This window comes from Pseudomonas fragi, from assembly GCF_025426255.1.
Taxonomy (GTDB): Bacteria; Pseudomonadota; Gammaproteobacteria; order Pseudomonadales; family Pseudomonadaceae; genus Aquipseudomonas; species Aquipseudomonas kulmbachensis.
Genome location: NZ_CP104861.1, coordinates 5,172,558 through 5,185,000 on the forward strand (window position 1 = coordinate 5,172,558; position 12,443 = coordinate 5,185,000).

At 56.2% G+C, this 12,443-nt stretch carries 9 protein-coding genes, 3 rRNA genes and 1 pseudogene (1 of these 13 only partly in view); 1 reads left to right on the forward strand and 12 read right to left on the reverse strand.

Annotated elements, in window-relative coordinates:
- Positions 1-24: 24 nt before the first annotated feature.
- The 7 genes from N7D90_RS23750 to N7D90_RS23780 form a co-directional block, all read right to left on the reverse strand.
- Positions 25-1,470 (reverse strand): efflux transporter outer membrane subunit, encoded by a 1,446-nt coding sequence (locus N7D90_RS23750; protein ID WP_261740252.1) that lies wholly within the window; start codon positions 1,468-1,470, stop codon positions 25-27.
- Positions 1,467-2,369, reverse strand: coding sequence for an HlyD family secretion protein (locus N7D90_RS23755; RefSeq protein ID WP_261740253.1), 903 nt, complete (start codon positions 2,367-2,369; stop codon positions 1,467-1,469). The genes N7D90_RS23750 and N7D90_RS23755 overlap by 4 nt, the downstream gene beginning before the upstream one ends.
- Complete coding sequence (locus N7D90_RS23760; RefSeq protein ID WP_261740254.1) at positions 2,366-2,575, reverse strand: DUF1656 domain-containing protein; 210 nt, start codon at positions 2,573-2,575, stop codon at positions 2,366-2,368. Before N7D90_RS23760 ends, N7D90_RS23755 begins: the two co-directional genes overlap by 4 nt.
- A complete protein-coding gene (locus N7D90_RS23765; protein ID WP_261740255.1) occupies positions 2,572-4,662 on the reverse strand; it encodes an FUSC family protein in 2,091 nt (696 codons plus the stop codon). The genes N7D90_RS23760 and N7D90_RS23765 overlap by 4 nt, the downstream gene beginning before the upstream one ends.
- Positions 4,659-5,090, reverse strand: a complete 432-nt coding sequence (locus N7D90_RS23770; RefSeq protein WP_261742520.1) for a MarR family winged helix-turn-helix transcriptional regulator — start codon at positions 5,088-5,090, stop codon at positions 4,659-4,661. Before N7D90_RS23770 ends, N7D90_RS23765 begins: the two co-directional genes overlap by 4 nt.
- A gap of 106 nt (positions 5,091-5,196) precedes the next feature.
- Complete coding sequence (locus N7D90_RS23775) at positions 5,197-5,448, reverse strand: DUF2789 domain-containing protein (RefSeq protein WP_261740257.1); 252 nt, start codon at positions 5,446-5,448, stop codon at positions 5,197-5,199.
- Positions 5,429-7,045 (reverse strand): glycosyltransferase family 39 protein, encoded by a 1,617-nt coding sequence (locus tag N7D90_RS23780; RefSeq protein WP_261740258.1) that lies wholly within the window; start codon positions 7,043-7,045, stop codon positions 5,429-5,431. Before N7D90_RS23780 ends, N7D90_RS23775 begins: the two co-directional genes overlap by 20 nt.
- A gap of 246 nt (positions 7,046-7,291) precedes the next feature.
- Here N7D90_RS23780 and N7D90_RS23785 point away from each other — a divergent pair, with 246 nt between their 5' ends.
- Complete coding sequence (locus tag N7D90_RS23785; RefSeq protein ID WP_261740259.1) at positions 7,292-7,990, forward strand: GntR family transcriptional regulator; 699 nt, start codon at positions 7,292-7,294, stop codon at positions 7,988-7,990.
- Positions 7,991-8,036: 46 nt separating this feature from the next.
- Here N7D90_RS23785 and N7D90_RS24765 read toward each other — a convergent pair whose 3' ends face one another.
- From N7D90_RS24765 to N7D90_RS23805, 5 genes and pseudogenes are all read right to left on the reverse strand, one after another.
- Positions 8,037-8,822, reverse strand: coding sequence for a methyl-accepting chemotaxis protein (locus N7D90_RS24765; protein ID WP_395247549.1), 786 nt, complete (start codon positions 8,820-8,822; stop codon positions 8,037-8,039).
- Positions 8,823-8,939: 117 nt separating this feature from the next.
- A pseudogene (locus N7D90_RS24770) lies at positions 8,940-9,917 on the reverse strand (cache domain-containing protein); the annotation flags it as partial.
- 294 nt (positions 9,918-10,211) lie between these two features.
- Positions 10,212-10,327: ribosomal RNA gene (rrf, locus tag N7D90_RS23795) — 5S ribosomal RNA — on the reverse strand.
- Positions 10,328-10,432: 105 nt separating this feature from the next.
- Positions 10,433-10,548, reverse strand: a 5S ribosomal RNA gene (rrf, locus tag N7D90_RS23800).
- Positions 10,549-10,709: 161 nt separating this feature from the next.
- Positions 10,710-12,443: ribosomal RNA gene (locus tag N7D90_RS23805) — 23S ribosomal RNA — on the reverse strand (it continues 1,158 nt past the right edge of the window).

Consider the following 12,443-nt stretch of genomic DNA (forward strand, 5'->3'; position numbering starts at 1 on the left):
ATAACTCAGAGCATAGCAACGCTGTCAGGGTTTCGCGCTTGCAGGGGCTTGCGTTCGTCCACTTTCCCAGCCGCCACCCAGGGCCAAAAACAGATCGATCTGACTCATGGCAACCTGGGTGTTGGCCGTGGCCAACTGTGCGCGTACATCGGTGTAGGTGCGCGTGGCTTGCAGGTCGGCAAGGAACGATTCGCGCCCGGCCTGGAAGAACTGGTGGGTTTGCTCGGCAGCGGTTTTGGCCGATTCTCCGGCCTCGGCCAGCGCATCGCGGCGTTGGAGCAAGGCGGTGTACTGCACGAGGCTGGTCTGGGTTTCACGGATGGCGTTGAGTACCACGCCATCGAACTTGGCCAATGCACCTTGGGTGACAGCCTCGGCTTCGCGGATTCGTGCTCGCGAACCGTTAGTCGGAATGGTCCAGCTCAACAGCGGGCCAAAGCCCCAGCGGTTGGTCGGGGCCGTCCCCAGGTTTTCCAGAAGCCCCACTGTACCAATGCTGGCACCGATGCTGATGTCCGGATACAGGGAGCCTGTGGCTACGCCGATCTCGGCGGTCGCTGCCGCCAGATGGCGCTCAGCCTGACGCACGTCCGGGCGGCGCTTGAGCAGCGCGGCTCCATCGCCCACAGGCAACAGCTGCACGATGTGCGGCAACTCGGCACAACTGCTCACAGCCGCTGGCAGTTGGTCCAGCGGTTTGGCCAGCAACATCGACAATCGAAACAGCCCCGATTGGCGCAGCGCTTCGTAGCGCGGCAGTTCGGCGCGCAAGGATCTGAATTGGGTTTCGGAGCGCGTGACCTGGGTTTCATCGCCTCGACCAGCATCACGCAGGCGCTGGATCAGGGTCGTACTTTGGGATTGCAGTTGCAGTGATTCTTGCGCGATATGGCGCTCTTCGTTGGCCGCGCACACTTGCGTATAAGCACGCACGACGTCTGCAACCACGGTGATTCGAGCGGTGTCCGCCGCAGCCTGGGTAGCGTCCGCATTGGCCTGGGCCGCCTCGATGCCGCGCTGCAAGGTCCCCCACAGGTCGAACTGGTATGAGGTGCTGATACCCAGATCGCCGACGTTGGCCACCGGCACTTTATCCGCCAGCAAAAAAGCTTCGCCAGACTCTTGCAGACGCTGCGCGCCCGCCTTCACCGAACCGCTCCAGCCACCAGCCGACTGCGCTTGCTCAACCTGAGCACGCGCCCGCGACAGGTTCGCCGCCGCGACCCGTAAATCGGTGTTGGAAGCCAGCGCCTGGCGCACCAACTCATTGAGTTTGGGGTCTTGATAGAGCTTCCACCAGTCATCGGGAATTGGCGCGGACACCACGTTGGCACCCTCGCCTGCAAACTCGCCCTGCAAATCCGGGCGTTGCATCGCCGCGTCTTTGGGCAACTGGTAATCAGGGCCAAGCAACTGGCAACCGGACAGCAGCAAACCCAGCCCTACGGCTGCCAGGTGAACGGCTTTCATCGCGCGCTCTCCGGGGCAGGTTTGGCCTTGGCCGAGTCGTCGATGATCGACACTGTCGCGGTGCGCCCGGCGATCATGCGGAAATCCTCAGGCACGTCGTCAAACACGATGCGCACCGGAATCCGCTGCGCCAGCCGTACCCAGCTGAACGCCGGGTTGACGTTGGGGAGCAGGTTCTGGCCGCTGGTACGGTCACGGTCTTCAATACCCGCCACGATGCTTTCGACATGACCGCGCAACCGGGCATTGTCGCCAATCACGCGGATATCAACGCTCTGACCGACATGGATGCCGTCGAGTTTGGTCTCTTCAAAATAACCGTCGATATGGAACGAGCTGCTGTCGACAATCGCCAACACTGGTCGACCTGCGGTGACGAACTCATTGACCCGTGGCGCCCGATCGTTGACATAACCATCGACCGGGCTGCGCACAACAGTGCGCTCCAGGTTGAGCTTGGCACTGTCCACAGCCACTTGAGCTTCAGTAAGTGCAGATTGGGCACGCATTTCACGGGACTGGCTTTCTTCCAGTTGTTCACGGGCGACCAGATTGCCCAACCCCTTGTTACGGCGGCTTTCACGTTGGGCCTGGGCCAAGGTCTCCTGGCGGTCAGCGACTGCTGCTTCAGCTTGGCGCAACGCCAGCTTGAAACGCTCCTGGTCGATGACAAACAGCACCTGGTCACGGGTGACAGGCTGGTTGTCGCGCACATCCACCTGCTTGATCAGGCCCGACACGTCAGGGGCAATTTGCACAATGTCGGCGCGGATGTGAGCGTCGCGTGTCCAGGGAGCAAACATGTAATACATGGTCATGCGCCAGACCACGACGCAGGCAAACGTCACCACCAGCAAGGTGAGAACGACACGGCCCAAGGTCAGTAAAGGTTTTTTCATGTCATCAGATATCGACTAAACGAATCCACAACGCCGAGTAGCAGAGCGTAGAGACCGACGTTGAACAAAGCCCGGTGCCAGACCAGACGGTAAAAGTGCACACGCGTGAGTAACGCGTGAACCACCAAAAACAACAAGTAGGTGATGCCCATCAACACCAGGAGCGTGGGCAGGAACACTCCGCTGATATCTACGTCACCGATCATAGCGGCGCTCCATCAATACTCTGGGCCTGGGTGTGTGGCAGATCATCGTTATCAACAATAAATTCAACGCCTGGCAGTAGGGCCAGACGCAGCCCGCTCAGGGCATGCAGCAGATGCACCCGCGCCTCGCCTTCGTCTTGCAGGTCGTTGGCGTTGAGCGCGCGGCGGGTGCGGTCCATGGTCATTTGCAGGCCCATGGGCATAGGCAAACGCTCACCTGCCTTCAGGCATGCGCAAAAGTATTCGCCCACATCGTTCACCACCTGACGCAACAACCGTTGTGGCTCTCCCGTGACCCTTGGCGCATAGGCCAGCAGATCCAGAAGATTGAGCGCCACCCGCAGGTCGCGCAGGGCGCTGCCGGTGTCTTGCCCGGTCAAGGCTAGACGCGGCAAGTGCTGCATCAGGCGATCAAGCATTTGCACGCCCATTTGCCGGTGCTCGGCCAGGGTTGCCGGTTGGGTCAGGCTAACGATGTCGCGCCAGCTGAAGCGCGTCAGGCGCTTGGCCGCCAGCTCGGCACCGAACGGACGCGCAATCAGGGTCCAGACAAAGGCAAACAACAGGCCGACGGGGCCTGCCAGGTTGGCGTTCATAAACACCATGAAGTCTGCATCGTAGGCCCCTTGAATGCTGATAAACGAGGCTGTGTTGACGATGGTCAGCAACGTACCCAAGTAAAAGCGCGGTTGTACCGTCAGGGTGCCAACGCAGATAAACGGCACGGCGAACGCGAGTACCAGCATCGGAAAATCGTGCAGATTAGGCAGGATTACAAACAAATACAGGCTGGCAAACAGTACCGACAGCGAGGTCCAGAAAAAGAACCGGTAAATCTGCGGGGCCGGGTCGTCCATCGCCGCAAAGAAGCTGCAGGCCACGGCCGCTAGAATCACCGCGCTGGCACCGTCGGTCCAACCGAGCAATATCCACAGCACGGAGGCCACGACAATCGCGGTCACCGTGGAAAAAGCCGAATAGAGCATCAGCCCACGATCGAGAAACGGCGTCAGCCGGCCCAGACGCCAGTGCCGGTAAACCGCACGCCACATGTCTTGGCTGCCGGTCGAGATAGCTTCTTGCAGGCTGCGGCAGTCCTGCCACAGGTCGATCCACTCACCTAACCGATACAACACGTTGGAAAACACCAGCTGGCGGCGATCGTCCAGCGCCGCTGCGCTGGGCTGCAACGCTTCGAGTTCATGGCGCAACGCTTGCCATTGCTGGATCGGAGCACCATGACGGGTGCTTTCAAGCCACGCCTGAGCGTGGTCGAGCAAAGGCGTGACTCTGTCGAGCAGTTCAGGTGCGCGACGCTCCAGCGCATAGAGTGCGTCGTCCAGGGCGTCGACCACGGGTAACAAGTGGATCATTCGCCCGCGCAGCTCTTTGGTATTACGCACCGTCTGCGGGTGCGCGCCCTCATGGGACAGTTGGCCGATCATCATTTCGAGACTGTTGAACGTTGTGACCATCGATGCCCGCAGGCCGCTGGCTTTGCTCGGCTCTACGTCGCGGGCCAGAAAGTGCTTGCTGTAATTGCTCGCATCGGCAAACCACTTGGCAGCCGAGTCGATGAAAACCGGGGTCAGGCGGCGAGGCCAGAACATGCTGCCAACTACGGCTGCGCAGACGATGCCGAGCATGATTTCTTCGGTACGCGAGACCGCGATGTCGAAGACGTTCAGCGGGTTATCCACAATCGGCAAAGCGATCATGGGCATGGTGTAACCGGCAAGCATGAGTACGTAGCTGTTGGCCGTGCGCAGGTGCAGCGACAGGAACAGCAGAATGCCGGTCCAGAGCGCGATCACCAGCACCAGTAAAAACGGCGTTTGCACAAATAGCGGAACAAAAAACACCGCAGCTGCAGCGCCGATCAGAGTGCCCAGGGCTCGGTAAACCGCTTTGGAACTGGTTGGCCCGACAAAGGGACTGGAGACGATATATACCGTGGCCATCGCCCAATATGGGCGGGGCATTTCCATCAGCAATGCGATATACAGCGCGATCATCGACGCGGCGAAGGTTCGTACCCCATAGAACCAGTCACGGGCAGGGGGCAGGTTGCTGAAAAAACCGTTCAAGATGCGGCTCCATCTGGCAACCGAACGGCCGCTTCGAAGGCTTTGATGACGCGCAATGCAGCTTCCTGATCAGCTACTGAAACATCGGCCAGCGCAGCCTGTCGCAGTTGTACAAGCTGGGCTTCAATCGATTGCACCAACGCCCGCCCACTATCGGTCAGGCTCAAGGTTTTAGCCCGGCGGTCGCTGGCATCTTCACAGCGACGCACATAGCCTGCCTTACACAATTGATCAAGCAAACGCACCAACGAGGGGCTTTCCATTCCGGCGGCATGGGCCACGGTGACCTGTCTCACCCCTGCCCCCAAGCGGCCGATAATTAGCAGCGGCATGGCGCAGGCTTCGGAAATCCCATAATTGACCAGCGTGGCCTGGCAGACACGACGCCAATGGCGAGTCGCAACCACCATGCCGGTGCTGATGCTCATTTGCAGTAGATCGAGAGTGTCAGGCAAGATGCGTCACATAATGTTAGTTTGCTAACTATTAATATTGCGCGGCCAGATGATCACAGTCAAGTGTTGCTAGTTATTTCTACTTACCTGCGATCGGCTTTGTGCGCAGCATCAAGTTCAATTGATCGACGATTTCAGCCCAATCCGCATCTTCAAGCTGCTCTTCACGCAAGAATGCCGCTTGGGAGGGTGTCCAGAAAAACGCATCTTCAAGCTTCAGATCAGGTTTGAGTGGCGAGTGGGTGGTGACAAATTTTTCAATATCTTCGGGGCTGGACGGCAGCCCCAGTTGCTTGAACAACGATGGTAGGCTATGGGTTGGCGCTTGCATCGAGTTGGCTCCGTTCAGGTTGTCTGCCGCATTCGGCGGCGGTGCAGGTCAAATATAGTCGAGCCTGCGTGTCATCGACGGCCAAGTCCTGCGCTTTGTGCCAATGCGCGGGGATAGTGCTGAAATCATCCGGTTGCACTTTGCTGCTGATCAACCAGATACGGCCCGTTCCTGGTTGCAGGTCGCTCAGGCGATCCACATAGATTTTTTTGCCGTGAGCATTCACCAACGTGCCAAAGCCATAGTCATTCGGACGCCCGGATGCGCCATCCTCCAAGGGGGGCGTATAGAGCATGGGCTGAAACCCGGTCTTGTTGTAGTAGACGTAGCTGAAGTACCAGAACAGGTCACTGACGACGATTCGGTCACCGGGCTGGAACTGTTGGTTCACACGCTCAACCAGACGGTCAAAATGATCAGCCTCGTCGCTGAAATTGCTGCGCAACCCCACTGTCTCAGTACCGATAAACAGTGCCAGCAGTGCGATAGCCAATGCGCGCCGGTGTTTGAGCAGGTGGTCAATTGCGATACCGGCCAGCAGTGGCAAGCCAAGTGCCGCGAACATCAGATACCGCTCGATGAACAGCGGCGAGATGAATGACAGCGCAAAGATCGCCAATATGGGCACAAGCGTATAAGTCGCCACGAGCGTGCGAAATTTATTCGGCGTGGCGTCACGTACCGCCATCCACACTATCCCGGCACAGAGCGACAGCGGTGCCAGCCAGAACAGCGGCCAAGGGAGGTTGTCGCCTTCGTCCTGAAGCAAAAACTGCCACATCATGGCTGGCAAGGAGCGGGCATCGACAGCAGGCTCCCAGCCCACATCACCGCCAGCCTTGAGTTCATCCATGTGTTGCAGCAGGTCGATAAGGCCGGGAAGCCATGGCAAAAACAACAACACAATGACCGCGTTGGCCAGCCACCAGGCTGGGCGCTTGATCAGCCATCCCGTGCTTCGGCCACTGAGAAGCAGGTACAACCAATGGGCGATCACGCAGAAAGCGGTGAAGTAATGGGTGTAGAACGCGGCCGCCATCAGCACGGTGTAGACGGCCAGATAGCGGCTTTTATGCGGTGCCTTGACCCAGTACACCAATGCGATAGTCGCTGCGATCAGCCACATGCCCAATAACGAGTACATTCGTACTTCCTGGCTGTAGCGTACGGCGATCGGCAGCAGTGCTAACAGAAGGCCCGCCAGCAACGCAGCCCTTTGAGTGGCTATCAGCCGTACCAGCCATATCCCCAGCAATACCGTCGCGATACCGGGCAGTACACTCAGGGTGCGAATCGAGACCAGGCTGTCACCAAACAGCGCTATCCAGCCGTGCAACAGCATGAAGTACAAAGGTGGGTGAACATCGTGCGCCGCATGAAACCAGATACCGGGGAGCGAGTAGTCGCTCAGCATCAGGCTGGAGCCCTCGTCACACCAAATGGCAGAGGTCGTGAAACCGTAAAACCGTACCCCTGAGGCCAATAGCAAAATACACCACAACCACGGCTGGCGAACCAGTCGGGTCAGTGCACTGCGGGACGATGCAGGTAGTTGAAGCCCCTGTTCACCTACGTCGTTTTTGCTGAGTACGCCCATCCTTCACCTGCTGTGCATTGAGGCTGCGATTTGGGCAGCTTTAACTCCGGCGATTGTAGGGCCAGACCACAACAAAGGGGAGCGCGCTGGAGGGTCCTGAACAAGAAAGATAGTGGCACCGTGCAATCTCTTTTTTGGCAGTCACGCTAAACTAGACGTAACGAGGTTTGACAGGGATCGGGTCACTACCTAACTTGAATTGGATCCAAACAAGCGTGCTGAACTTTCGGTGCAGGTAATCCCAACGTGACCGTCAAAAACAATCCTCTAAGCAGCATAGTTGTCTCAGGCCCCATACCCGCTCATTTGGCGCGACCGGTGATTGAAGAGACCTTGCGCAACGCTATTCTTGATGGGCGCTTGCCATGTGGCACTGCGATTCGCCAAGAGGCATTGGCACAACTATTTGGCGTGAGCCGCATGCCAGTTCGCGAGGCATTGCGTCAACTTGAAGCCCAAAGCCTGTTGCAGGTTGTGCAATACAAAGGAGCCGTGGTTGCCCCTTTGATCGAAGACAACTCGCTGCACGCTTATGAGCTGCGTTTATTGCTCGAAGCTCAAGCGCTACGCCTTTCAGTGCCATTGTTGGCTGACGAAGATTTTGAAGCGGCCGAGGGCTATATCGAGGCGCTCGAAGTCGAAACAGATTTCGGCAAAATCGGCACACTCAACCGGCAATTTCATCAGACGCTTTACTGCAAGGCACCGAATAAGAAACTGTTGGCGTTAATTGAGACAGGGCTTATTGAAGAAGAGCGCTTTCTGCGCTTTAACCTTAAGCAAATGAACCTTGGCAAGTTATGCCAGGACGATCACCGAGCGTTGTTGCATCACGCCCGAGCCCGAGATATCGAAGCGTGCATTGCGGAGCTTGAGTCGCATCTGCAACGCGGCGTAAAGGCCATAACCCACTATCTGGATACACAGAAAGCAAAACAGCCCTGACATTTAAAATGCCAGGGCTGTGGGTAACTCATTATTGATCAGCGCCTTAGATTTTGAAGCTGTCGACCAATTGCTTGAGGCGGCTGGCTTGCTGCGACAGCGCATCGCAGTCCTTGAGGGTTTCGTTGAGATTCACCACACCTTGCTGATTGAGCAGATTGATCTGGTTGATATCCACATTGAGAGTTTCGACCACGGCGGTTTGCTCCTCGGTAGCGGCGGCAACCGACTGGTTCATACCGTCGATTTCCTCGATACGCTGGGTCACGCTGATCAAACGAGCGCCCGCCTGATTGGCCACCTCTACGCTTTCCTCGCTGGAAACCTGGCTCGCATTCATGGTGCTGACTGCTTCACGGGACCCCACTTGCAGCGAGGTGATCATTTTGTGTATCTCCTCTGCCGACTCCTGAGTGCGGTGAGCGAGGTTGCGCACCTCATCTGCCACCACGGCAAAGCCTCGTCCCGCTTCGCCCGCACGCGCTGCCTCAATGGCTGCGTTGAGGGCCAACAAGTTGGTTTGCTGCGAGATACCTTTGATCACATCCAAAATGTGGCCAATATTGTCGGTACTGGCATTCAGCGTTTCAATTTGTGCACACGACAAGCTGATTTTCTGCGACAGCTCGGTCATGGCCTGAATGGTCTGCTCAACAACTTTACGACCATCATCTGCCTGCTCGCTGGCACCGCTGGCATGCTGTGATGCGTCTGCGGCGTTGCGGGCGATTTCCTGGGTAGCGGCACCCAGCTCGTTGATGGCTGCGGCTACGCTGTTGGTGCGAGCACTCTGCTCGTCCGAACCGACAATGGATGCGTTGGACGATGCCATCACGCGATGGGACAAGTCATGCACCTGGCGGGTGGCTGAGGACACCTCACTGATTGACGCGTGAATACGCTCTACAAACTGGTTGAACGAGCCGGCCAACTCGCCGAATTCATCCTTGTTCTCAATCACCAGGCGACGCGTCAAATCACCTTCACCCTGGGCGATGTCCTGCATCGCACGGCCCATGGTAGTCAGCGGGCGCATCAAGACCTGGATCAACAAGCTCAGCAGCAACGCAATCGCTGCCACGGCAATAAACATCGCAATCAGTGCAGATGTGCGGAACTTGGACAGCGGTGCGTAAGCCTTGCCTTTGTCTATCGATTGGCCAATGTACCAATCAGCAGACGGCAGGCCCGTCACCGGGGTAAAGGCAATGATCCGCTCCTGACCATTGAGCTTCACTTCCTGGATACCCTTCTCGATCCGCAGGGAACTGGATGGGTAGATATCCTTCAGGTTTTTCATGACCTGATCTTTATCCGGACTGACGATGACCTGACCATCACCACTCACCAAAAATGCGTAACCCAGGCCACCTGTGTCGACCGAGTTAATGATTTTGACCAGGCTGTCCAGGCTCAAGTCGCCCCCCACTACACCCAGCAACTCACCGCCTTTTTTGACTGGCATGGCGATGGTCACAATCAGTCCACCCACAGCTGCCATGTAAGGTGGCGTGAGCATGGTTTGACCTGCGTTTACAGCCTGCTTGTACCAAGCGCGCTCGCGGGGGTCATAACCTTCAGGCATGTTGGCATCAGGGCGTTGGGTAAATACCCCATTGGCTTGCCCGACGTAGGTGAACTGGAAGTTAGAGGTGAATGCACGCTGGTCGACCAACCCAGGGAGGTCAGCCTGAGCGCCTTGGTGGGCAATGTTTTGTGCAAGGCTCTCCAGTACCAGGATGCGGCCACTGAGCCAATTCTGAACGCTGCTGGCTGTCAGGTTGCCAGACTGCTGCACCGAGGATTCGATGTTTTGCTTGATCGTATCCCGCTGCAGGTAGTCGTTGTACAAAGTGAATAACGCAAACGCCAGAACCACGACGCCTGAAGCGGCCAAAAGGATTTTATGGCTGAACTTGAGATTCATAGCATGGGACTTCTTATGCCAATAGGGAGGATGCGTACGGGGCGATATTCCGAGTAGCCGCACAAGCCGCCTTTTGGCGGCTCTGCACGCACGCAGTGCTTAACAGGCTGTCGGCACCATGTGCGGAATACTTAGCCACTTTTACTGGCAATGTGTTTATTCCGACGAAAGCGCAAGCGCGGCTTTCTGGAGTGGTATTGGAGAGGGGCTAGAAAATTGATGTGCGCTGAGGATTTACGTCGCGCAAAAACAAAACCCCTGTCTGCGTAAGCAGACAGGGGTTTCGGAATTCAATCTTGACGATGACCTACTCTCACATGGGGAAACCCCACACTACCATCGGCGATGCATCGTTTCACTACTGAGTTCGGGATGGGATCAGGTGGTTCCAATGCTCTATGGTCGTCAAGAAATTCTGTGGCAGATCCGTTATCAAAACGTACCTGCGAAAACTTGGGACTTCTATAAAAACAAAATCCCCGTCTGCGTGAGCAGACAGGGATTTTGGAATTTAATCTTGACGATGACCTACTCTCACATGGGGAAACCCCACACTACCATCGGCGATGCATCGTTTCACTACTGAGTTCGGGATGGGATCAGGTGGTTCCAATGCTCTATGGTCGTCAAGAAATTCGGTAGCCAGGTCGTTTGCCTTTCGGCTTACGCTCCAGCGAATGGGTATGTAATAGAGGGGTGTTTTGTGAACCGCAAACTTTCGGTTTGTATCGTCTTCACACACCGCAACTTGCAGGCTCTTGTGTTCAAGGGCGCAAATTGCTTGGGTGTTATATGGTCAAGCCTCACGGGCAATTAGTATTGGTTAGCTCAACGCCTCACAGCGCTTACACACCCAACCTATCAACGTCGTAGTCTTCGACGGCCCTTTAGGGAACTCAAGGTTCCAGTGAGATCTCATCTTGAGGCAAGTTTCCCGCTTAGATGCTTTCAGCGGTTATCTTTCCCGAACATAGCTACCCGGCAATGCCACTGGCGTGACAACCGGAACACCAGAGGTTCGTCCACTCCGGTCCTCTCGTACTAGGAGCAGCCCCTCTCAAATCTCAAACGTCCACGGCAGATAGGGACCGAACTGTCTCACGACGTTCTAAACCCAGCTCGCGTACCACTTTAAATGGCGAACAGCCATACCCTTGGGACCGGCTTCAGCCCCAGGATGTGATGAGCCGACATCGAGGTGCCAAACACCGCCGTCGATATGAACTCTTGGGCGGTATCAGCCTGTTATCCCCGGAGTACCTTTTATCCGTTGAGCGATGGCCCTTCCATACAGAACCACCGGATCACTAAGACCTACTTTCGTACCTGCTCGACGTGTCTGTCTCGCAGTCAAGCGCGCTTTTGCCTTTATACTCTACGACCGATTTCCGACCGGTCTGAGCGCACCTTCGTACTCCTCCGTTACTCTTTAGGAGGAGACCGCCCCAGTCAAACTACCCACCATACACTGTCCTCGATCCGGATAACGGACCTGAGTTAGAACCTCAAAGTTGCCAGGGTGGTATTTCAAGGTTGGCTCCATGCAGACTGGCGTCCACACTTCAAAGCCTCCCACCTATCCTACACAAGCAAATTCAAAGTCCAGTGCAAAGCTATAGTAAAGGTTCACGGGGTCTTTCCGTCTAGCCGCGGATACACTGCATCTTCACAGCGATTTCAATTTCACTGAGTCTCGGGTGGAGACAGCGCCGCCATCGTTACGCCATTCGTGCAGGTCGGAACTTACCCGACAAGGAATTTCGCTACCTTAGGACCGTTATAGTTACGGCCGCCGTTTACCGGGGCTTCGATCAAGAGCTTCGCGTTAGCTAACCCCATCAATTAACCTTCCGGCACCGGGCAGGCGTCACACCCTATACGTCCACTTTCGTGTTTGCAGAGTGCTGTGTTTTTAATAAACAGTCGCAGCGGCCTGGTATCTTCGACCGGCGTGGGCTTACGCAGTAAATGCTTCACCCTCACCGGCGCACCTTCTCCCGAAGTTACGGTGCCATTTTGCCTAGTTCCTTCACCCGAGTTCTCTCAAGCGCCTTGGTATTCTCTACCCAACCACCTGTGTCGGTTTGGGGTACGGTTCCTGGTTACCTGAAGCTTAGAAGCTTTTCTTGGAAGCATGGCATCAACCACTTCGTTGTCTAAAAGACAACTCGTCATCAGCTCTCGGCCTTAGAATCCCGGATTTACCTAAGATTCCAGCCTACCACCTTAAACTTGGACAACCAACGCCAAGCTGGCCTAGCCTTCTCCGTCCCTCCATCGCAATAACCAGAAGTACAGGAATATTAACCTGTTTTCCATCGACTACGCTTTTCAGCCTCGCCTTAGGGACCGACTAACCCTGCGTCGATTAACGTTGCGCAGGAAACCTTGGTCTTTCGGCGTGGGTGTTTTTCACACCCATTATCGTTACTCATGTCAGCATTCGCACTTCTGATACCTCCAGCAAGCTTCTCAACTCACCTTCACAGGCTTACAGAACGCTCCTCTACCGCATCACCTAAGTGA